The sequence below is a fragment of the Brenneria goodwinii genome (assembly GCF_002291445.1).
GTDB lineage: Bacteria > Pseudomonadota > Gammaproteobacteria > Enterobacterales > Enterobacteriaceae > Brenneria > Brenneria goodwinii.
The window spans coordinates 5137302-5158926 of the sequence record NZ_CP014137.1 but is presented as its reverse complement, the minus strand read 5'-3'; the positions used below and the strand labels follow the sequence as shown (position 1 = coordinate 5158926).

16 protein-coding genes are annotated in these 21625 nt (G+C 55.0%); 10 read left to right on the top strand and 6 right to left on the bottom strand.

Going from position 1 to position 21625, the window contains the following annotated elements; all coding sequences use genetic code 11:
• The first annotated feature begins 71 nt into the window (after positions 1 to 71).
• The 3 genes from ACN28R_RS22900 (at position 72) to rluA (ending at position 6460) form a co-directional block, all read left to right on the top strand.
• Positions 72 to 2438 carry a DNA polymerase II gene (locus ACN28R_RS22900; RefSeq protein WP_095835574.1) on the top strand — a complete coding sequence of 789 codons (2367 nt, stop codon included), beginning with the start codon at positions 72 to 74 and terminating at the stop codon, positions 2436 to 2438.
• A 307-nt stretch (positions 2439 to 2745) separates the two neighbouring features.
• The gene (rapA, locus tag ACN28R_RS22895) at positions 2746 to 5649 is read left to right on the top strand and encodes an RNA polymerase-associated protein RapA (RefSeq protein WP_095835573.1); all 2904 of its coding nucleotides are present in this window, start codon (positions 2746 to 2748) and stop codon (positions 5647 to 5649) included.
• Between the two features lie 157 nt (positions 5650 to 5806).
• On the top strand, positions 5807 to 6460 hold the full coding sequence (gene rluA / locus ACN28R_RS22890) for a bifunctional tRNA pseudouridine(32) synthase/23S rRNA pseudouridine(746) synthase RluA (protein ID WP_095835572.1): 654 nt from the start codon (positions 5807 to 5809) through the stop codon (positions 6458 to 6460).
• Positions 6461 to 6564: 104 nt separating this feature from the next.
• On the opposite strand, the gene djlA is transcribed toward rluA, so the two are convergent.
• On the bottom strand, positions 6565 to 7431 hold the full coding sequence (djlA, locus tag ACN28R_RS22885; protein WP_095835571.1) for a co-chaperone DjlA: 867 nt from the start codon (positions 7429 to 7431) through the stop codon (positions 6565 to 6567).
• Positions 7432 to 7617: 186 nt separating this feature from the next.
• Between djlA and lptD the strand changes: the two genes are divergently transcribed.
• The 6 genes from lptD (at position 7618) to apaH (ending at position 14420) form a co-directional block, all read left to right on the top strand.
• Positions 7618 to 9978 carry an LPS assembly protein LptD gene (gene lptD, locus ACN28R_RS22880; RefSeq protein ID WP_095835883.1) on the top strand — a complete coding sequence of 787 codons (2361 nt, stop codon included), beginning with the start codon at positions 7618 to 7620 and terminating at the stop codon, positions 9976 to 9978.
• A 97-nt stretch (positions 9979 to 10075) separates the two neighbouring features.
• Positions 10076 to 11371, top strand: a complete 1296-nt coding sequence (surA, locus tag ACN28R_RS22875; RefSeq protein ID WP_095835882.1) for a peptidylprolyl isomerase SurA — start codon at positions 10076 to 10078, stop codon at positions 11369 to 11371.
• Positions 11371 to 12372: a 4-hydroxythreonine-4-phosphate dehydrogenase PdxA gene (pdxA, locus tag ACN28R_RS22870; RefSeq protein ID WP_095835570.1), complete on the top strand. Its 1002-nt coding sequence runs from the start codon at positions 11371 to 11373 to the stop codon at positions 12370 to 12372. The genes surA and pdxA overlap by 1 nt, the downstream gene beginning before the upstream one ends.
• Positions 12365 to 13183, top strand: coding sequence for a 16S rRNA (adenine(1518)-N(6)/adenine(1519)-N(6))-dimethyltransferase RsmA (rsmA, locus tag ACN28R_RS22865; protein WP_048637447.1), 819 nt, complete (start codon positions 12365 to 12367; stop codon positions 13181 to 13183). Before pdxA ends, rsmA begins: the two co-directional genes overlap by 8 nt.
• 14 nt (positions 13184 to 13197) lie before the next feature.
• Positions 13198 to 13575: a Co2+/Mg2+ efflux protein ApaG gene (apaG, locus tag ACN28R_RS22860; RefSeq protein ID WP_048637446.1), complete on the top strand. Its 378-nt coding sequence runs from the start codon at positions 13198 to 13200 to the stop codon at positions 13573 to 13575.
• Between the two features lie 5 nt (positions 13576 to 13580).
• The gene (gene apaH, locus ACN28R_RS22855; RefSeq protein ID WP_095835569.1) at positions 13581 to 14420 is read left to right on the top strand and encodes a bis(5'-nucleosyl)-tetraphosphatase (symmetrical) ApaH; all 840 of its coding nucleotides are present in this window, start codon (positions 13581 to 13583) and stop codon (positions 14418 to 14420) included.
• Between the two features lie 117 nt (positions 14421 to 14537).
• Here apaH and folA read toward each other — a convergent pair whose 3' ends face one another.
• From folA to ACN28R_RS22840, 3 genes are all read right to left on the bottom strand, one after another.
• Positions 14538 to 15020: a type 3 dihydrofolate reductase gene (gene folA / locus ACN28R_RS22850; RefSeq protein ID WP_048637444.1), complete on the bottom strand. Its 483-nt coding sequence runs from the start codon at positions 15018 to 15020 to the stop codon at positions 14538 to 14540.
• A gap of 108 nt (positions 15021 to 15128) precedes the next feature.
• A complete protein-coding gene (locus tag ACN28R_RS22845) occupies positions 15129 to 15599 on the bottom strand; it encodes a threonine/serine exporter (RefSeq protein ID WP_095835568.1) in 471 nt (156 codons plus the stop codon).
• Positions 15590 to 16366, bottom strand: a complete 777-nt coding sequence (locus ACN28R_RS22840; RefSeq protein WP_095835567.1) for a threonine/serine exporter family protein — start codon at positions 16364 to 16366, stop codon at positions 15590 to 15592. Before ACN28R_RS22840 ends, ACN28R_RS22845 begins: the two co-directional genes overlap by 10 nt.
• Before the next feature lie 162 nt (positions 16367 to 16528).
• On the opposite strand from ACN28R_RS22840, the gene ACN28R_RS22835 reads away from it, so the two are divergent.
• On the top strand, positions 16529 to 17143 hold the full coding sequence (locus tag ACN28R_RS22835) for a LysE family translocator (RefSeq protein ID WP_095835566.1): 615 nt from the start codon (positions 16529 to 16531) through the stop codon (positions 17141 to 17143).
• Between the two features lie 58 nt (positions 17144 to 17201).
• On the opposite strand, the gene ACN28R_RS22830 is transcribed toward ACN28R_RS22835, so the two are convergent.
• Both ACN28R_RS22830 and carB read right to left on the bottom strand, forming a co-directional pair.
• Positions 17202 to 18134 (bottom strand): SDR family oxidoreductase, encoded by a 933-nt coding sequence (locus ACN28R_RS22830; protein ID WP_095835881.1) that lies wholly within the window; start codon positions 18132 to 18134, stop codon positions 17202 to 17204.
• Between the two features lie 258 nt (positions 18135 to 18392).
• Positions 18393 to 21620, bottom strand: a complete 3228-nt coding sequence (gene carB / locus ACN28R_RS22825) for a carbamoyl-phosphate synthase large subunit (RefSeq protein ID WP_048637440.1) — start codon at positions 21618 to 21620, stop codon at positions 18393 to 18395.
• Positions 21621 to 21625 lie beyond the last annotated feature (5 nt).

The window sequence follows — 21625 nt, the reverse complement described above, 5'->3', positions numbered from 1 at the left end:
AACGGCTGGACAAGAACTGTATAAATAACCATACTTTCCTTCACTATCGTATATCAATAAAGGCAGTCTTAGTGACCCAGACGCGTCAGGGTTTTATCCTTACCCGCCACTGGCAAGATACTCCTGCGGGCACGCAGGTAGAATTCTGGCTGGCGACCGATAATGGTCCGCTGCAGGCTCGTCTGCCGGTGCAACAGGCTGTCGCGTTTATTCCCGCTGTGCAGCAATCCCGAGCCACCGAGCTACTCAGTAGCGAAAAACACTGGCAATTACGCCCGCTGCCCTTACAGGACTTCCATCACCAGCCCTTGCTGGGGCTGTATTGCCCTCAATACCGCCAGCTTTTGAAACTGGAAAAGATGCTGCGCGAAGGCGGCATTCAGGTTTACGAGGCGGATATCCGCCCGCCCGACCGTTTCCTTATGGAACGTTTCATCACCGCGTCCGTTTGGTTGAGCGGCGAGCCTGCTTCATCAAACCTGCTGACCCAGGTCCGCATGAAGCCCAATCCGGATTACCGCCCCAACCTCAGATTGGTTTCGCTGGATATCGAAACCAATCGCCACGGCGAACTCTACTGCATCGGTCTGGAAGGCTGCGGTCAGCGTCAGGTGTACATGCTTGGGCCCGAGAACGGTGATCCCGCCGCTACCGACAACTTCACGCTGGAATATGTCGCCAGTCGTCCACTGTTGCTGGAAAAGCTGAACCAATGGCTGCAATTGCACGATCCTGACGCCATCATCGGTTGGAATCTGGTGCAGTTCGATCTGCGCGTATTACAAAAACATGCCGAGCGCTACCGGATCCCTTTACGGCTGGGGCGTAACGGCACAGAGATGGAATGGCGCGAACACGGTTTCAGGGCCGGGCATTTTTTTGCCGGCGCGGAAGGCCGCCTCATTATCGATGGAATCGAAGCGCTAAAATCGGCCACCTGGAATTTCGCCTCCTTCAGTCTGGAGTTTGTCGCGCAATCGTTACTGGGCGAAGGCAAGGCCATTGATACCCCCTACCAGCGAATGGATGAAATCGACCGCCGCTTTGCCGAGGATAAACCCGCGCTCGCCCGTTATAACCTGCAGGATTGCGAACTGGTGACGCGCATTTTCGCCAAAACCGCGCTGATGTCGTTTTTACTGGAGCGAGCGAGCGTCACCGGCCTGGCGGCCGACCGCAGCGGCGGTTCGGTGGCGGCGTTTACCCACCTTTACCTGCCGCGTATGCACCGCATCGGCTATGTGGCGCCGAATTTGGGAGAGGTCGCGCCGCAGGCCAGCCCGGGGGGGTTCGTGATGGATTCGCGCCCCGGCTTATACGATTCCGTTCTGGTGCTGGATTACAAAAGCCTGTATCCGTCGATCATCCGCACCTTTTTGATCGATCCGGTCGGCCTGGCCGTCGGCATGTCGCACCCCGACGAACAGCACGCCGTCGAAGGGTTCCGCGGCGCCTGGTTTTCCCGCGAGCATCACTGCCTGCCGGCTATTGTCGAACATATCTGGCAGGGGCGTGAAGCCGCCAAACGCATCAACAACAAGCCGCTGTCACAAGCGCTGAAAATCATCATGAACGCCTTTTACGGCGTGCTGGGATCCAGTGGTTGCCGATTTTTCGATCCGCGGCTGGCCTCTTCCATCACTCTGCGCGGCCACGAAATCATGCTGAAAACGCGAGAATTGATCGAAACGCAAGGCTACCAGGTGATCTATGGCGATACCGACTCCACCTTCGTGTGGCTGAAACGCGCGCATACGGAAGAAGAGGCCGCTCGTATCGGCAATATGCTGGTACAGCAGGTGAATCAGTGGTGGCAAAAACATTTACGACAAACTCTCGGGTTGACCAGCGCGCTGGAGCTGGAGTTCGAAACACACTTTCGCCGTTTTCTGATGCCGACCATTCGTGGAGCGGAGCAAGGGAGTAAAAAGCGTTATGCCGGAATGATTGCGACGCCGCAAGGCGAGAAAATGGTGTTTAAAGGGCTGGAAACCGTGCGAACGGACTGGACCCCGCTGGCGCAACAGTTCCAACAGCAGCTTTATCTGCTTATTTTTCAACAGCAGCCTTATCAGGAATGGCTGCGGGACTATGTCAGTAAAACCCTGAACGGCGAATTTGATGAGCTGTTAATCTACCGCAAACGGCTGCGCCGCCGCCTTGACGACTACCAGCGCAACGTACCGCCTCACGCCAGGGCCGCCAAAATCGCCGATGACTATAACCGCCGACAAGGGCGGCCGCTGCAATATCAAAATGGCGGCTGGATTAGCTACGTGATCACCACCAACGGGCCGGAGCCGCTGGAAACCCGGCATTCGCCGCTGGACTATCAACATTATGTGGAGCGCCAGCTACAGCCGGTGGCCGATGCCATACTCCCCTTTTTGCACGATGATTTTGCTACGTTGGTTACCGGCCAGATGGGATTATTTTAATAATCTGCGTCAGCTCAAGGCGTTTGATCAGGTGACGAACGCGCTGCCATCCATTACCATAGCGCCCTTTCTGGATTGGCATCATCAACACCCGCGCTTATTAGGTAAATGCCAATACACATCAAACTGATGACATTTTTTATCACTATTGTCGTTCCCATGTACGGCTAGCTAAAGCCAGAATGACGGCGCAAACACAGGAATGACAAAGAGGAATAGAGCAACACCGCGTTAACGTGCGTTGCCCGTATTCCAAAAGCATCACCTGACACTATCCCGACACAGACAAAAATCGAGCAAAGAATTTATGCCTTTTACACTTGGTCAGCGCTGGATCAGCGATACGGAAAGCGAACTTGGATTGGGGACGGTGGTTTCCGTCGATACCCGCATGGTCACTCTGCTTTTCCCGGCCAGCGGTGAAAACCGACTCTATTCCCGCAGCGATGCCCCCATCACCCGCGTTATGTTTAACCCCGGCGATACCGTCACCAGTCATGAAGGGTGGCAGCTCAAGGTAGAGGACGTGCGCAATGAGAATGGCCTGCTGGTCTATATCGGTCGGCGTCTGGACGACGACGCGCCGTCTGAACTGCGTGAAATTCTGCTGGATAGCAAACTGACGTTCAACAAACCGCAGGATCGCCTGTTTGCCGGTCAGATTGACCGCATGGACCGCTTCGCCCTGCGCTACCGCGCGCGCAAGAATCAGCACGAACAAGCGCTTCAGCAATGGGGCGGACTGCGTGGCATGCGCGCCAGCCTGATCCCTCATCAGTTGCATATTGCCTACGAAGTCGGGCAACGCCACGCACCGCGCGTATTGCTGGCCGATGAAGTCGGTCTGGGGAAAACCATTGAAGCCGGGATGATTATTCACCAGCAACTGCTGGCCGGCCGCGCCCAGCGCGTATTGATCATTGTACCGGAAACCCTGCAGCATCAGTGGCTGGTGGAAATGCTGCGCCGCTTCAACCTGCTGTTTTCTCTGTTTGATGATGAACGCTATACCGAAGCGAAACTGGATAGCAGCAATCCCTTTGAAACAGAGCAATTGGTTATCTGTTCACTGGGTTTTGTCCAGCGCAATGCGCAGCGTTTCGAGCAACTGGTCAATGCCGATTGGGATCTGCTGGTGGTGGATGAAGCCCATCATCTGTCCTGGAGCGAAGAAGCGCCCAGCGCGGAATATCAGGCGGTTGAGACACTGGCCCGGCATATCCCGGCCGTATTGCTGCTTACCGCCACGCCGGAACAGTTGGGGCAGCAGAGCCACTTTGCCCGTCTGCGCCTGCTCGACCCGAATCGCTTCCACGACTATCGTGAATTCGTTGATGAACAGCGCCAGTACCGCCCGGTCGCCGATGCGGTGACCTCCTTGCTTTCCGGAGAAAAAGCCACCACCGCCGAACTCAATGCGCTGGGCGAATTGCTGGATGAACAGGATATCGAGCCGCTGTTGAAAGCGATTAACAGCGACAGTGAAGATAACCAGAAAGCGCGTCAGGAACTGATCACCATGTTGATGGATCGGCACGGCACCAGCCGCGTGCTGTTCCGTAATACCCGCCAGGGCGTGAAAGGTTTCCCGCAGCGGGTGCTGCACCAAATCCGCCTGCCCTTGCCCGCCCAGTATCAGACGGCAATCAAGGTTTCCGGCATTATGGGCGCGAACAAAGCGCCGGAAGCCCGCGCGCGCGACATGCTGTATCCGGAACAGATTTATCAACAGTTGGAAGGCGATGACGCCACCTGGTGGAATTTTGATCCTCGCGTTGAGTGGCTGCTGAACTATTTGACCGCCAACCGTAACGAAAAAGTGCTGGTGATTTGCGCCAAGGCCGCGACCGCGCTGCAGTTGGAGCAGGTGCTGCGCACCCGTGAAGCCATCCGCGCCGCCGTATTCCACGAAGGGTTGTCGATTCTGGAGCGCGATCGCGCCGCCGCCTATTTCGCCTCTGAAGAAGAGGGCGCGCAGGTTCTGATTTGTTCGGAGATCGGCTCCGAAGGCCGCAACTTCCAGTTCGCCAGCCAGTTGATCATGTTTGATCTGCCGTTCAACCCCGATCTGCTGGAACAGCGCATCGGCCGTTTGGATCGTATCGGCCAGACACAGCAAATCCAGATCATGATCCCTTATTTAGAGAATACCGCTCAGGCGCTGCTGGCGCGCTGGTATCACGAGGGGCTGGACGCCTTTGAGCACACCTGCCCGACCGGCCGCGCCATCTATGATGCCCATTATGACCAATTGATCGAACGGCTAACCACGCCAGGCGAGCAGCAAGGGCTGGATGAATTTATCCGCGCCTGCAGACAGCAGCATGAGCAGTTGAAACAGCAGCTTGAGCAAGGCCGGGACCGTCTGTTGGAAATGCATTCGAATGGCGGCGAACAGGCGCAACTGCTGGCTCAAGCCATTGCCGAACAGGACAACGACGTTAATCTGGTCACCTTTGCGCTTAATCTGTTCGATATCGTGGGCATCAATCAGGAAGATCGCAGCGACAACCTGATTATCCTGACGCCCTCCGATCATATGCTGGTGCCCGATTTTCCCGGCTTACCGCAGGACGGCTGCACCATTACCTTCGATCGCGAACAGGCGCTATCCCGCGAAGACGCCCAGTTTATCAGTTGGGAACATCCGCTGATCCGCAACGGACTCGATCTGATTCTGTCCGGCGATACCGGCAGTTGCGCCGTATCGTTGTTGAAAAACAAGGCATTGCCGGTCGGTACGCTGCTGGCGGAACTGATCTATGTGGTGGAGGCGCAGGCGCCGAAACACCTGCAATTGACGCGTTTCCTGCCGCCGACGCCAATCCGCGTGCTGATGGATCGCAAAGGAAGCGATCTGGCCGGACAGGTGGAGTTTGAAAGCTTCAACCGTCAGCTCAGCGCGGTGAACCGCCATACGTCGAGTAAGCTGGTGAATGCCGTACAGGCGGACGTCCACGCCATGCTGCAACAGGCTGAACCGCTGGTGGAGGCTCAGGCTCGTCAGCTCATTACCGACGCCCAGGAGCAGGCCGATCGGCAGCTGCGCCGTGAGCTGGAACGCCTGGAAGCGCTCAAGGCCGTGAACCCGAATATTCGTGAAGATGAGCTGAGCGCGTTGGAAAGTCAGCGCGAGCAGGTATTAACCAATCTTCATCAGGCAAACTGGCGTCTGGATGCGATCCGTCTGGTGGTGGTCACGCATCAGTAAGCGTATTTTTATTGATTAACCCCACCCCGTCCCTCCCCTTCACAAGGGAGGGAGAAAAGCGAATATTGCGTGCCACGACGCCTCTGACAAAGGGGACGCCGGGGGAGTGGCGATAAAGCATCACACGTTATCAATAGCCTGGAGAAAGGCAGCAGCGATGGAACCTTACAATCCCCCTACCGATCCCTGGTTGCACATTCTGTATCAGGATCGGCACATCATGGTGGTGAATAAGCCCAGCGGCTTACTCTCGGTGCCCGGCCGTGCGCCGGAACACCAAGACAGCGTGATGAGCCGCATTCAGGCGAACTACCCAGACGCGCAGTCCGTCCACCGTCTGGACATGGCCACCAGCGGCGTCATCGTCGTCGCGCTGACCAAAGCCGCCGAGCGTGAGTTAAAACGCCAGTTTCGCGAACGCGAACCCAAAAAAGCCTACATCGCCCGCGTATGGGGATTGATGGAGCGCGACGAAGGATTAATCGACCTGCCGCTGATTTGCGACTGGCCGAACCGCCCCAAACAGAAAGTCTGTTTTGAACTGGGTAAAGCGGCGCAAACCGAATATCAGGTGCTATCCCGTGACGCCGATGGCACTACGCGCGTCAGGCTGATGCCGATCACCGGACGCTCCCACCAGTTGCGTGTCCACCTGCTGGCTCTGGGCCACCCGATTCTGGGCGACGGTTTCTATGCCCATCCGCAAGCCAAAGCCAAGGCGCCGCGCCTGCTGCTCCACGCGCAGGAGCTGTGCATCATGCATCCTGAATTCAAAACGCCCATGCATTTTCGCTGTGAAGCGGATTTCTAAACGCGTGGTTAATCACGTCAATGCAATCTGCCGTTCAGGGAGACGGGCAAACGAAGAGGCGGAAGGGAAAAACGGTGTAGAAGGACAGCGAGCGGGAGAGCGGGTTATTTAAATTGATTGACGTTTTTCAGTAACTCATAGGCGGCCTGAATATCCTGCGCTTTGCGCTTTGCCATTTCCATCATGCGGGGCGACACCCCTTTCGCCACCAGCTTATCAGGATGATGCTCGCTCATCAGCTTACGGTAGGCGCGTTTAATCGTCGCCGCATCATCGCCGCGGCTCACGCCCAGCGTACGGCAGGCGCTTTCCAGCGTCGGCCCGCGCGGTGCGGCCGACTGCCGTTGACCGCCGTAAGAATGGCCGTTAGACGACTGACTGCGCCGCTGATACGACTTCCCGCCTTGTTTGCCGCCGGGTTCGGCGCGGTTGGCCGGCCCCTCCATCGTACGCAGAAAAAACTCGAACTGTTCGCGACTCACGCCGAGCTCGTCGGCAATAACATACAACAAGCGCCGTTCATTTGGATGAAGCGCCCCGTCGACAAAAGCGACCTGAATCTGAATATCCAGAAACATCTTAATTAAATCAAAACGTCCAAGGCAGGCATCACGCAATTTCCGCAGTTTAAGACGCAGTGGAAAGTGGCTGGCCTTACCTTCGCGAAACGCCTGTTGCGCCGCCGCTCTCGCTTCACCAAACAGCTCAAGACGATCCATGATTTTGGTCGCAATGCGGATATCGGCTTCCGTCACCCGGCCTTTGGATTTGGTTAAATGCCCCATTGCCTGAAAAGTCGTGAGGAAAAACAACGACTGGCGGGTAGATTGGGCGGAAAAAAAGTTACGGCGACGCGATGCCCTGGTCTTGTCGACCCAGTGGCCCATCAGCAGTCCCATAAGCATTCCCCAGATACCGCTGTTAGACATAATCCCCAATATAAGCCCCAGCAACTTTCCCCAATACCGCATATACTCCTCAAATCCTCATGCCGTCGGCTAAAAATTGCTTTATCATACCCGTCATTTATCTTTGCACCTAACGGCAGCGCGTATAAAACAGTGGGGATTTAACACTGGCGCAACGCTGGCGACTAATATAGTCTCTGACCGTTTGCCGGCATGATGCCTCTGATAACGGAACATCCGATACAGCGTATGAAAAAAAGTTTCCCAACCCTGCTGGCCACCTTGATCTGGTCGGCGCTATACAGTCAACAATCGCTGGCCGATCTCGCCGAACAGTGCATGCTGGGCGTCCCCACGTACAACAGACCGCTGGTTACGGGCGAGCCGAATCAATTACCGGTTCACATTCAGGCCGACAAAACCGAAGCCAGCTATCCGGAAAACGCCCGCTTCATCGGCAATGTGAATATCGAACAGGGCAACAGCATCCTGACCGCCGAGCAGGTGGAACTTAACCAGATCGAATCCGGCAATCAGGACACGCCCACCCGCACCGTGACCGCCACCGGCAATGTGCACTACGATGATAACCAAGTCATCCTGAAAGGTCCGAAAGCCTGGTCAAACCTTAATACCAAAGATACCGATGTGTATGAAGGCGACTATCAAATGGTCGGCCGCCAAGGGCGCGGCGCGGCCGACAAAATGAAAATACGCGATAACAACCGCTATACCATTTTGGAAAACGGCACCTTCACATCCTGCCTGCCGGGAGATAATAGCTGGAGCGTCGTTGGTTCGGAAGTGATTCAAGACCGTGAAGAACAGGTTGCCGAAATTTGGAATGCCCGCTTCAAGATCGGCAATGTTCCCGTGTTCTACAGCCCTTATCTGCAATTGCCCATTGGCGACAGACGGCGCTCGGGTTTCCTGATCCCCAATGCCAAATACGGCAGCAGCAACGGCTTTGAGCTCATCACCCCATACTACTGGAATATCGCCCCGAACTTCGACGCCACGATCACGCCGCACCTGCAAACCAAACGCGGTATGCAATGGCAGAACGAATTCCGTTATCTGACTCCGCCCGGCCGGGGGACCATCGAGCTTGACTGGCTCCCCAGCGACAATAAATACGCCAAAGACTTCCCGGAAGACGATAACGCCACCCGCTGGCTGTTCTATTGGGGACATAGCGGCGTCATGGATCAGGTGTGGCGTTTCAACGCCGACTATACAAAAGTCAGCGACGATCGCTACTTCACCGATCTGGACTCCAATTACGGTTCGACCACGGACGGTTACGTCACGCAGAAATTCAGTTTGGGTTATGCCAACGAAAACTGGAACACCACGCTGTCCACCAAACAGTTCCAGGTATTTTCCAGCGCAAACAGCCGGGATATCTACCGTGCCGAACCCCAGCTCGATATCAATTATTATCAGAATGATATCGGCCCGTTTGATATGCATCTTTATGGTCAGGCGGTAAAATTCACCAACATTAACGCTAACCGGCCGGAAGCGACGCGTCTGCATTTCGAACCCGCGTTGAACCTACCGCTCTCCAATCGCTGGGGCAGCCTGAATACCGAAGCCAAGCTGTTGGCGACGCATTATCAACAGACCAAGCTCGATCGTTACCAGGCTGATGCCTCGGTCACCGACACGGCGAAAAACGATCTGAAAAGTTCGGTAAATCGCGTGATGCCGCAGTTCAAAGTGGACGGCAAAATGGTGTTCGAGCGTGAAATGAACTGGTCGCAAGGCTATACCCAAACGCTGGAGCCGCGGGCGCAGTATCTGTACGTGCCATATCGCAATCAAAGCAGCATTCATACCTATGACTCGACGTTGCTGCAGTCCGACTACTCGGGGCTGTTCCGCGACCGCAACTACAGCGGTCTGGATCGCATTGCTTCCGCCAACCAAATCGCAACCGGGGTAACATCCCGCATTTATGATGATGCTTTGGTTGAACGTTTTAATGCCTCCGTAGGTCAAATCTATTACTTTGATCGCCCTCGTACCGGCGACAACAATATGATGCTCGATCAAAGTGACAATAACGGCAGCATGGTATGGGCCGGGGACTCTTATCTAAGGGTTGACGACAATTGGGGTCTGCGGGGAGGATTGCAGTACGATGCCCGTCTCAACGAAGTGGCGTTGGGCGATGCCGTGGTGGAATACCGTAAAGACGCGGAGCGTCTGGTACAGTTAAACTACCGCTATGCCAGTCCTCAATATATTCGCGCCATGTTGCCAAACGTGCAGAACCCCGGTTTTCAACAGGGGATCTCCCAGGTGGGCGTCATGGCCAGTTGGCCTATCGTGGATCGCTGGGCCGTTGTGGGCGCGTATTACTATGATACCAAAGCCAATCAGCCGGCCGACCAGTTGATTGGCTTGCAATACAATACCTGTTGCTGGGCGGTCAGCGTTGGCTATGAACGTAAGATTACCGACTGGAATAGCGCCAGCGGCAACAGCGTGTACGACAATAAAGTGTCGTTTAATATCGAATTACGTGGTTTAAGCAATAACTACAGCCTGGGCTCCGAAAAAATGCTGCGTTCAGGCATTTTGCCTTACCAACGCGCGTTCTGATATATCGGGCAGAGTGCGGTAACGCGATAAATGCGGCAGGCAGGCTGTGTCAATGAAACTTTTAACCCGCCTTGCGGATGAGATAAATGGGAAAGGTATGAATAACTGGAGAACGCTTATTTTCGGATTGGCACTAACGGCCTCTACCGCGTTCGCAGCACCACAGGTGGTTGATAAAGTCGCAGCAGTGGTAGACAACAGCGTTGTACTGGAAAGCGACGTAAACAGTCTTTTTCAGTCCGTTAAGCTGAACGCCCAGCATTCGGGTCAGCAATTACCGGATGATGCCACATTACGTCACCAGATTATCGATCGTCTGGTTATGGATAACATCGTCCTGCAGATGGCGCAAAAAATGGGTATCCAGGTTACGGACGAACAACTGGATCAAGCCATCGGCAATATCGCGGCGCAAAACCGTATGTCGCTTAACGAGTTAAAAAGCCAGTTGGCTTATGAAGGTCTTAACTACAAAACCTATCGCGAGCAGATCCGTAAAGAAATGCTGATCGCCGAGGTGCGTAATAACGAGGTTCGCCGCCGTGTCAGCGTGCTGCCGCAGGAAGTCGATGCGCTGGCGAAACAGATCGCCAACCAAACCGGCGAAGACGACGAGCTGAACTTAAGCCATATTCTCATTCCGCTGTCGGAAAATCCTAGCCAGCAACAGGTGGACGACGCTGAAAACCTGGCGACCTCCCTGGTGAAACAGCTCAATGAAGGCGCCGATTTCGGCAAGCTGGCTATCGCCTATTCCGCCGATTCTCAGGCCTTGAACGGCGGGCAAATGGGATGGGGTAAATTGCAAGAGATCCCGACGCTGTTTGCCGAAAGGCTGATGCAGGTCCAGAAAGGACAAATCGTCGGGCCGATCCGTTCCGGCGTCGGTTTTCATATTCTGCGCGTTAACGATATTCGCGGCGGCGACCAAACGGTGTCCGTCACCGAATTCCATGCCCGCCACATTCTGCTGAGACCCTCTGTGGTGATGACGGACGGCCAGGCGCAGGAGAAACTGGAAGACGTTGCTCAGCAGATCAAAAATGGCGGCAGCGATTTCGCTTCTCAGGCCAAACAGCTATCGCAGGATCCCGGCACCGCCAATCAGGGCGGCGATCTGGGTTGGGCGTCTCCGGACATGTACGATCCGGCTTTTCGGGACGCGCTGCTGAAACTGAAAAAAGGCGAAATCAGCCAACCGGTTCACTCTGCTTTCGGCTGGCATCTGATTCAACTGCTGGATACCCGTCAGGTTGATAAAACCGACGCCGCGCAGAAAGAACGCGCATACCGGATGCTATTTAACCGGAAGTTCGCCGAGGAAGCGCAAACCTGGATGCAGGAACAGCGGGCCACGGCCTATGTCAAAATCATTGATGGTACTGATAATTAATGCAAACTGAGATCGGAACGCAGCGTGTTGTGATCACTCCCGGCGAACCCGCCGGGATCGGCCCCGACCTGGTTATTGCGCTGGCGCAGCAGGCGTGGCCGGTCGAACTGGTGGTGTGCGCCGATCCTGACCTGCTGCTGAGCCGCGCGCTGCAACTGCATTTACCCCTGACGTTGCAGCACTACCAGGCAGGGCAACCCGCACGCCCCCAACAGGCGGGGAGCCTGACGGTATTGTCGATCCCCACCCGGGCAACCACGGTGGCCGGTCAGCTTAACGTCAGCAACAGCGCCTATGTCGTCGATACGCTGGCGCGGGCCTGTGATGGTTGCCTGAGCGGCGAATTCGCCGCCCTGATTACCGGACCGGTGCACAAAGGCATCATCAACGATGCCGGCGTGCCGTTCAGCGGCCACACCGAATTTTTTGCCGATCGCAGCCACTGCAAACGCGTCGTCATGATGCTGGCGACCGAAGAACTACGCGTGGCGTTGGCGACCACGCACTTGCCGCTCTCTGAGGTCTCAAGCGCCATTACCCGGCAATGCCTGCATGAAGTCATTACTATTCTGCATCACGACCTGCAGACCAAATTCGGCATCGAACAACCACAAATCTACGTTTGCGGTTTGAATCCCCACGCGGGCGAAGGCGGTCATATGGGGCGTGAAGAGCTGGACGTCATCACGCCTGCGCTGGACGAACTCCGCCGACAAGGCATCGCCCTTATTGGTCCGTTACCCGCAGATACGCTGTTTCAGCCGAAGTATCTGCAACACGCGGACGCGGTACTGGCGATGTATCACGATCAGGGCCTGCCAGTTCTTAAATATCAGGGATTTGGCCGGGCGGTAAATATTACGCTGGGGCTGCCGTTCATCCGCACTTCGGTCGATCACGGCACCGCCTTGGAACTGGCCGCCACCGGCAGCGCCGATTCCGGCAGCTTTATCACGGCATTAAACCTTGCCATTAAAATGACAAAACACATTAATGAATAATCGAGTACACCAAGGTCACTTCGCCCGTAAACGTTTTGGGCAAAACTTTTTGAGCGATCGCTTCGTGATCGACAGCATTGTTTCCGCCATTTATCCGCAACCCGGTCAGGCCATCGTCGAGATCGGTCCCGGTCTGGGTGCATTGACCGAACCGGTCGGAGAACGAATGGATCGCTTTACGGTGATCGAGCTGGATCGCGATCTGGCGGCGCGTCTGGAAAACCACCCTACGCTGAAAGATAAGCTGACTATCATCCAGCAAGATGCCATGACGGTGGATTTTTCCGCATTAGCCGAACAGGCTGGTCAATCTCTGCGCGTCTTTGGTAACCTACCCTATAATATTTCAACACCGCTGATGTTCCATTTGTTCAGCTATACTCAGGCTATCCGCGACATGCATTTTATGTTGCAAAAGGAAGTGGTTAACCGTCTGGTCGCCGGCCCGAACAGTAAGGCCTATGGCCGCCTAAGCGTCATGGCGCAATATTACTGTCAGGTGATCCCGGTGCTGGAAGTACCGCCCACCGCGTTTAAACCGGCCCCGAAAGTCGATTCCGCCGTTGTCCGTCTGGTTCCTCACGCTCAGGTTCCGTACCCGGTGAATGACATCCGCGTATTGGGCCGGCTTACAACAGAAGCGTTTAATCAACGCCGTAAAACGCTGCGCAACAGCCTGGGTAATCTCTTTACGCCGGAACAGCTCGCCGAGTTGGATATCGACTCAGGCTGTCGGGCTGAAAATGTTACGGTTGAACAATACTGCCGGTTGGCAAACTGGCTGACCGAGCATCCTGCAGCACAGGAATAACTGGAGTTGTCGTGATGATTAATGCGCCCCGTGTTTGTGTACAGGTTCAAAGTTTCTATGTCGAGTCTCAGTCGCAGCCTGATGAAGAACGTTTCGTATTCGCTTATACGATTATTGTCCGCAATCTGGGGCGGCATGAAGTAAAACTTTGCGGTCGTTACTGGTTGATCACCAACGCGAATGGACGCCAAACCGAAGTTCAGGGCGAAGGCGTTGTTGGCGAGCAGCCGGTCATACAGCCGGGAAGCGAATTCCAGTACACCAGCGGCACTATCCTGGAAACCCCGTTAGGTACGATGGAAGGACATTACCAGATGCTCGATCATCAAGGTAACGACTTTCAGGTCAGTATCCCCGTATTCCGTTTGGCGATCCCCTCACTGATACACTAAATTTTATGTCTACTTATTTAATTGGCGATGTTCACGGCTGTTTAGTTGAACTCAAGGCGCTATTGGCGCAGGTTTCCTTTAATCCACAGCAAGATACGGTATGGCTGACCGGCGATTTGGTCGCCCGCGGTCCGGATTCGCTTGAGATGCTGCGCTATGTTCGTTCTCTCGGCGCATCAGCCCGTATTGTTCTGGGAAATCACGATTTACATCTGCTCGCCGTCTACGCGGGAATTAGCTGCAGTAAACCCAAAGATCGGCTTTCTGCGTTGCTGAAAGCATCGGACGCCGATGAGCTGATAAATTGGCTGCGCCGGCAACCGCTGTTGCAGGTTGATGAAAATTTAAAACTTGTAATGGCCCATGCCGGAATTACGCCGCAGTGGGATCTGGAAACAGCGGAATTGTGCGCGCGGGAAGTGGAAGCCGTGCTGAGCAGCGATAGCTATCCTCTGTTTCTCGATGCGATGTACGGCGATATGCCGAATCACTGGGACCCCCAACTCAGCGGTCTTTCCCGCCTGCGTTTCAGCACCAACGTGTTGACCCGTATGCGCTACTGCTTCTCCGGCGGCCAGTTGGATATGATCTGTAAGGATGCGCCGACGCAGGCGCCGTCATTGTTGAAACCGTGGTTCGCGTTGCCAAGCCGGATAACGGAAGCTGGGTACGCCATTGCCTTTGGACATTGGGCCTCGCTGGAGGGGAAAGGCACGCCGCAGAATATCTACGCATTGGATACGGGCTGCTGCTGGGGAGGAGAACTGACCATGCTGCGTTGGGAAGACCAACAGTATTTCACGCAAAAATCCCTGTCACGTCCTGATACGAATAACGCCGAGTAATCCCGCATCCGGTTTAGTCAGACGTTGGCGGCGCGCTTTCCTCAGCACATGCCGCCTTCGCGAGGAGGCATCTCAAACAACGCCGGATTACAGTGCCGGCGTTTTAGACGAAAGAAATCAATTTCTTTCAAGAATTTCAAAACAATAGCTATGGGAATTGTGCTCATCCGCATCATGAAACTCGCTGAAGGTGGACTGCCACTCATCGGGTTCATAATCCGGGAAATGCGTATCGCCTTCCACTTCCACGTCAATGTGAGTCAGATACAGGCGGTTAGCCTTAGCTAACATCTGCTGGTAAATACTTCCGCCGCCAATCACCATCACTTCTTCCGCATCACCGGCGGCGGCAATGGCTTCATCCAGCGAAGAGACCCAGGTGACGCGTTCATCATCGCCGGGATGGCTGCTGACGACAATATTCAGTCTGCCGGGCAACGGCTGGCCGATAGAGCGGAAAGTATTACGGCCCATCACGATCGGCTTACCTAACGTATTGTGCTTAAACCATGCCAAATCCGCCGGTAAATGCCACGGCATGGCATTTTCCATACCGATAACACGATCCACAGCCAATGCGGCAATCAAACTAATAACCATGGTGAAACCCTGTAGGTCAGAAAATTGCTGACACTATACGGAAAGCCCCACTACTCGTCGATATAGATACATCTTATAGAAGAATATTTACAAGAACCCCGACGAGGGCTATACGCCGGGGCGCTTACGATATAACCATATTCCCGGCAACGACAGGCCGATAGACAGCGCGCCGACGATAAAGCTGGCTTTCAGGAAATTGGTCATCATCACATTCATCAATTCTTCGCTGTAGCCAAGATGAGAGATTTCCACCACGGAAATCATCGCGGTGTAGGCAGAAATGCCCGGGAACATGGGAATGACCGCGGCGACGGTAAACACCTTGGGATGCGCCAGCAGCCAGCGCGACCAGCGAATACCGATGATCCCGATAGTAATCGCCGCCAGGAAAGAGGCCCATTCGATATTCAAACCGAAGTACATGGAGATGAATCGCACACCATGACCCAACGCGCCGAGGGCGGCGCAATAACGCAACGCTTTTACCGGAACGTTGAAAACCATGGCAAATCCCAGAGCCGGGACCGCCGCCAAGGCCATATCCTGCAACAGCGCCCACAGTAGACTTAAGCCCATCCGCGCAACCCCCACAGCGACAACGCCATCACTACGCCAATACAGGTCGACAGCGTCAGCAAGCTCGCCACCATCCAGCGCGCCAACCCCGTATTGACGTGGCCCTTGAACATATCGGCCACCGCATTAATCAGCGGGAAACCGGGAACCAATAGCAGCACGCTGGCCGCCATCGCCACGGTCGACGCCTGCTGGAATAGGGGAAGCTTCATCAATAGCCCGGAGGCCGAGGTCGCCACGAATGCCGTAATACAAAAGTTGATCAACGGATTAAGCTGACGCGCGGTCAAAATCTGTTTGACGTACATTGCCAACCCGCTGGCAATCATCGTCACCACAAAGGCGTCCCAACCGCCCCCATTCAACCGGCTGAAGCAGCCGCAGGAGAGCGCCACAATCGATACCATCAGCCAACGCGGATAGCGCAACGGTTTGATATGGGCAAAGCGCTTCCCCACCCCTTCTACATCCAGCAATTTATGTTCAGCCATAATGACCACATGCTGCACCTCGGTCACCACATGCATATTAATGCCGCGATCGGTATTATTTCGCGTGGACGTCAGGCAATTCCCTTGCATTATCGTGGTTAGCACAATGGCGTTGGCTGAGATTGACGTCTCAACGCTATCAGCGCCCAACGCCACGCCAAGCCGGGAAGATAACTTTTCCACAACCATACTTTCCGCACCATGCTGTAACAGCAAAAGCGCACACTGAATACACAACCGGGTAATCTCCCTTTGCTGTGTTGTTTCACTGACCATGTTTTTATCCCGATTCTACGTACGGAAGAATAACCCTAAAGAAAGCAAGGCAACTTGTTAACATATTGCAAGCCATTAGCCAATATTGGTGATGCTAATTATTTACTCTGGCGCTATCATTCTACCCGTTTTGTCTTACTATTTTGCCACCTGGAACACATCATGTTCGAAACGTCTTTGTTTGTCGCTACCATTGCCACGCTCGGTATGCTTTCTCCCGGCCCGGATTTTTTTCTGGTGATCAAAAATTCGGTGCGCTATCCACGGCTCGCCGCACTGATGACGTCGTTGGGCGTGATTTGCGGCGTAGCAACCCATATGGCGTATTGCGTGGCGGGGCTGGCCGTCGTCATCACCACTACGCCGTGGCTGTTTAATCTGCTGAAATATGCCGGCGCCGCTTATCTGATATGGGTGGGGATTCAAGCGCTGCTGTCCCGCGGCGGGAGTAAAATGAATCTTTCTCATTTGTCGCCGCAGCGCGTCAGCCTGAAAAAAGCGTTTTTACAGGGCTACTTATGTAACCTGCTTAACCCCAAAGCGACGCTGTTCTTCCTTGCCGTATTCACTCAGGTATTGAGTATCAATTCCGGCGTCGGCGAGAAGCTGTGGTATGCCGCCATCATTTGGGGGCTGTCGGTTATCTGGTGGCCGTTGCTGGTGGTGCTTTTCCAGAGTTCCCCGGTACGCAGAGGTCTGGAAAAGGCGCAAAAGCTGGTGGATAAAATACTGGGGACGGTTTTGATTGCGCTCGGTATCAAAGTTGCGCTGGGTTAATGTTTTTAAGAGCCGCCGAACGGCGGCTCAAACGACTGTAACAGCCTTATCATTGCCGTCAGGCGGCTCCAGTCCCGCCATCTGAACACCATACCTGTCCCGATGTGAAACTGCTTTCCGCCGACGCCAGCGTCACGTACAAAGGCGCGATCTCCACGGGCTGACCAGGACGGCCCAATGGCGTACTTTCGCCGAAGGCCATCACCATCTCCATGGGCTGTCCGCCGCTCGACTGTAACGGGGTCCAATAAGGCCCTGGCGCAACCGCGTTAACCCGAATCCCCTTTTTGGCGACCTGTTTGGCCAGCGCTTTGGTAAAAGCGACATTGCAGGCTTTGGTCTGGGCATAATCCAGCAGGATCGCACTGGGGTTGAATGCCTGCACGGATGACGAATTAATAATGACGGAGCCCGCTTTCAAATAGGCCATTGCGGCTTTCGAGATCCAGAACGGCGCATAGACATTGGTCTTAAACGTCGCATCAAAGGCTTCCGTCGACAGCTCATCAATGGATTCGGCATACTGCTGCCGACCGGCATTGTTCACCAGGATATCCAGCCCGCCCAGCTTTTCGGCCGCTTCCTTGACCAGATGCCGGCAGAAATCCTCGGTCCGAATATCGCCGGGGATCGCGACCGCGGTACGTCCTTCGGCGCGGATCAGTTCGATAACTTCCCGCGCATCCGATTCCTCTTCCGGCAGGTAATTAATCGCCACATCCGCGCCTTCCCTGGCGTAAGCGATGGCAACAGCACGCCCAATTCCCGAATCGCCGCCGGTAACTAACGCTTTACGTCCCTCAAGCCGCCCGCTTCCCCGGTAACTTTTTTCGCCATGATCGGGAAGCGGCTTCATTTTGCTGGCAAGCCCCGGCGCCTCCTGCGGCTGACGCTCAAAGGGAGGTTGAGGATAGGCCGTTAACGGATTTTTACCTGGCCGCGATAATACGGCGCCCTTGTCTACAGATTGATTTTTTTCATTCAAACTCATCTTTCGCCTCTGATTGTTGAAAATATCGCTGTGGCATAAAAATTCAAACACCATGCTTAAGTGTAGGCAGTCATCCGGTATTTTTCATAAAAGGCGAGAAACAAGGGAAAAGAACGCGAGGAAATACAGCAGGAAAAATTGAATAAACGTTAGATGTGCATCGTAATATCTGAACGGAACGCCGGACCTCCGCCTGAAAAAAATAAAGCCAGCGTCTGTGATTAACAAACGCTGGCTGAACCGGCTAACTACGGGCGATTAGCAGCCTTTGATCAAGGCATGCATTTCCTGCACCGAGGTGACTTTCTCCGTCGGATCGGCGTTTAACGACATCGCCGTGGCGAATCCGCCGTTCATGGTCGTATCGTAGTGAACCTTATACTGCAACGCGCTGCGGCGAATCAGTTTCGAATCCTCGATAGCCTGACGTCCCGCCGTGGTGTTGACGATATAGGCGTACTCGCCGTTTTTGATACGGTCCTGAATGTGCGGACGACCTTCATGAACCTTGTTCACCAGGCGAGGGTTAATCCCTGCTTCGCCCAATTCGATCGCCGTACCGTGAGTCGCATCCAGTTCGAAACCATGCTTCAGCAACTTGGCCGCCAGATCCACCACGCGGGCTTTATCGCCTTCACGCACCGAAAGCAGCGCCCGGCCGGATTTCTTCATCTGTGAATTACTGCCCAGCATCGCTTTGGAGAACGCTTCGGCAAATGTCCGGCCGACGCCCATCACTTCACCGGTTGAACGCATTTCCGGCCCCAGAATCGGGTCCACGCCGGGGAACTTGTTGAACGGCAGAACGACTTCTTTCACCGAGTAGTATGGCGGGATCACTTCCTTCGTCACGCCCTGCTGCTCCAGAGATTGTCCGACCATCACGCGGGCAGCCACTTTCGCCAGCGCTACGCCGGTCGCTTTGGAAACGAACGGAACGGTACGCGCCGCGCGCGGGTTAACCTCAATCAGATAGACTTCATTGTCCTTAACCGCAAACTGTACGTTCATCAGGCCGCGCACGCACAGTTCAAACGCCAGTTTCTCTACCTGCTGGCGCATCACATTCTGAATCTCTTTGCTCAGCGTATAGGCCGGCAAAGAACAGGCTGAGTCGCCGGAGTGAACGCCCGCCTGCTCGATGTGTTCCATGATGCCGCCGATCAGCACGCGCTCACCGTCGCAGATGGCATCCACATCGACTTCAATGGCTTCGTCCAGGAAATGGTCCAGCAGCACCGGCGCATCGTTGGAAACCACGACGGCATTCTGGAAGTAGCGGCGCAGGTCAATTTCGTCGTACACAATTTCCATGGCCCGGCCGCCCAGAACATAGGAGGGACGAACCACCAGCGGATAACCGATGTCACGCGCTTTTTCCACCGCCTGCTCAATCGCCGACACGGTGGCGTTAGCCGGTTGTTTCAAACCCAGACGGTCGACCGCCTGCTGGAAACGCTCGCGGTCTTCCGCACGGTCAATGGCATCCGGGCTGGTGCCGATTATCGGCACGCCGGCCGCTTCCAGCGCACGCGCCAGCTTCAGCGGCGTCTGTCCGCCATATTGGACGATGACGCCTTTCGGCTTCTCGATGCGCACGATTTCCAGCACATCTTCCAGCGTAACGGGTTCAAAGTACAAACGGTCGGAGGTGTCATAATCGGTCGAAACGGTTTCAGGGTTACAGTTCACCATGATGGTTTCATAACCGTCTTCACGCAGCGCCAGCGAGGCGTGAACGCAGCAGTAGTCAAATTCGATCCCCTGGCCGATACGGTTTGGCCCGCCGCCCAGCACCATGATTTTGTCACGATCCTGATTCGGGTTGGCTTCGCACTCATCCTCATAGGTGGAGTACATATACGCGGTATCGGTCGAGAATTCCGCCGCACAGGTGTCCACGCGCTTATAGACCGGGTGCAGATCGAACTTATCACGCAGTTTGCGGATTTCGCTTTCGGCCACGCCGGCCAATGTCGCCAGACGCGCATCGGCAAAACCTTTACGCTTCAGCAGGCGCAGGAAAGCGGCATCCAGGCCGGTAACGCCTTGTTCGGCAACCTGCGCTTCCAGGCGTACCAGCTCTTCAATTTGCACCAGGAACCAGCGATCAATATTGGTCAGGTTAAATATGCCATCGACCGACATGCCGGCACGGAAGGCATCGGCGATATACCATACCCGCTCGGCGCCCGCGTCTTTCAACTCACGGCGAATCAGGGTCAACGATTCCGGATCGTCCAGATCCACTTTCGGATCGAATCCCGCGGCGCCTACTTCCAGACCGCGCAACGCCTTCTGCAACGATTCCTGCTGGGTACGGCCAATCGCCATCACCTCGCCCACCGATTTCATCTGCGTGGTCAGACGGTCGTTGGCTCCCGCGAATTTTTCAAAGTTAAAGCGCGGGATCTTGGTTACGACGTAGTCAATGGAAGGTTCAAACGACGCCGGCGTACGACCGCCGGTAATGTCGTTCATCAGTTCATCCAGCGTGTAGCCAACGGCCAGCTTGGCGGCGATTTTCGCAATCGGGAAACCGGTCGCTTTAGACGCCAACGCTGAGGAACGGGAAACGCGCGGATTCATCTCGATAACGATAAGGCGGCCATTTTTCGGGTTTACCGCAAACTGCACGTTCGAGCCGCCGGTTTCCACACCGATTTCACGCAGTACCGCCATCGAAGCGTTACGCATGATTTGATACTCTTTGTCGGTCAGCGTTTGCGCCGGCGCAACGGTGATGGAGTCACCGGTATGAATCCCCATGGCGTCGAAGTTTTCGATTGAACAGACGATGATGCAGTTGTCGTTTTTATCACGCACCACTTCCATTTCGTACTCTTTCCAACCAATCAGCGATTCATCGATCAGCAGTTCTTTGGTGGGGGAGAGATCCAAACCGCGTTCGCAGATCTCTTCAAACTCTTCGCGGTTATAGGCAATCCCGCCGCCGGTGCCGCCCATGGTAAAGGAAGGACGGATAATGCAGGGGAAGCCGACATCGGCCGCGACGGCCAGCGCCTCTTCCATATTGTGCGCGATGCCGGAACGGGCGGTATCCAGGCCGATTTTCTTCATCGCCTTGTCGAAACGCTGGCGATCTTCGGCTTTATCAATGGCGTCGGCGGTTGCGCCAATCATCGTCACGCCGAATTCAGCCAGCACCCCCTGGCGCTCCAGCTCCAGCGCGCAGTTCAGCGCCGTCTGGCCGCCCATCGTCGGCAGCACCGCATCCGGGCGCTCTTTCTCGATAATCTTGCGCACCACTTCCCAGTGAATCGGCTCGATATAGGTGGCGTCGGCCATTTCCGGATCAGTCATGATGGTCGCCGGGTTTGAGTTCACCAGGATGACGCGATATCCCTCTTCACGCAGCGCTTTGCACGCCTGTGCGCCAGAGTAGTCAAACTCACAGGCCTGGCCGATAACAATCGGGCCAGCGCCCAGAATCAGGATGCTTTTAATATCTGTACGTTTTGGCATTTTCT

What these genes read in the sequence shown, in the direction of transcription:
- rapA (WP_095835573.1), top strand. Translation starts at nt 2,746, where the DNA reads ATGCCTTTTACACTTGGTCAGCGCTGGATCAGCGATACGGAAAGCGAA.
- rluA (WP_095835572.1), top strand. Translation starts at nt 5,807, where the DNA reads ATGGAACCTTACAATCCCCCTACCGATCCCTGGTTGCACATTCTGTAT.
- djlA (WP_095835571.1), bottom strand. Translation starts at nt 7,431, where the DNA reads ATGCGGTATTGGGGAAAGTTGCTGGGGCTTATATTGGGGATTATGTCT.
- lptD (WP_095835883.1), top strand. Translation starts at nt 7,618, where the DNA reads ATGAAAAAAAGTTTCCCAACCCTGCTGGCCACCTTGATCTGGTCGGCG.
- surA (WP_095835882.1), top strand. Translation starts at nt 10,076, where the DNA reads ATGAATAACTGGAGAACGCTTATTTTCGGATTGGCACTAACGGCCTCT.
- pdxA (WP_095835570.1), top strand. Translation starts at nt 11,371, where the DNA reads ATGCAAACTGAGATCGGAACGCAGCGTGTTGTGATCACTCCCGGCGAA.
- rsmA (WP_048637447.1), top strand. Translation starts at nt 12,365, where the DNA reads ATGAATAATCGAGTACACCAAGGTCACTTCGCCCGTAAACGTTTTGGG.
- apaG (WP_048637446.1), top strand. Translation starts at nt 13,198, where the DNA reads ATGATTAATGCGCCCCGTGTTTGTGTACAGGTTCAAAGTTTCTATGTC.
- apaH (WP_095835569.1), top strand. Translation starts at nt 13,581, where the DNA reads ATGTCTACTTATTTAATTGGCGATGTTCACGGCTGTTTAGTTGAACTC.
- folA (WP_048637444.1), bottom strand. Translation starts at nt 15,020, where the DNA reads ATGGTTATTAGTTTGATTGCCGCATTGGCTGTGGATCGTGTTATCGGT.
- ACN28R_RS22845 (WP_095835568.1), bottom strand. Translation starts at nt 15,599, where the DNA reads ATGGGCTTAAGTCTACTGTGGGCGCTGTTGCAGGATATGGCCTTGGCG.
- ACN28R_RS22840 (WP_095835567.1), bottom strand. Translation starts at nt 16,366, where the DNA reads ATGGTCAGTGAAACAACACAGCAAAGGGAGATTACCCGGTTGTGTATT.
- ACN28R_RS22835 (WP_095835566.1), top strand. Translation starts at nt 16,529, where the DNA reads ATGTTCGAAACGTCTTTGTTTGTCGCTACCATTGCCACGCTCGGTATG.
- ACN28R_RS22830 (WP_095835881.1), bottom strand. Translation starts at nt 18,134, where the DNA reads ATGAGTTTGAATGAAAAAAATCAATCTGTAGACAAGGGCGCCGTATTA.
- carB (WP_048637440.1), bottom strand. Translation starts at nt 21,620, where the DNA reads ATGCCAAAACGTACAGATATTAAAAGCATCCTGATTCTGGGCGCTGGC.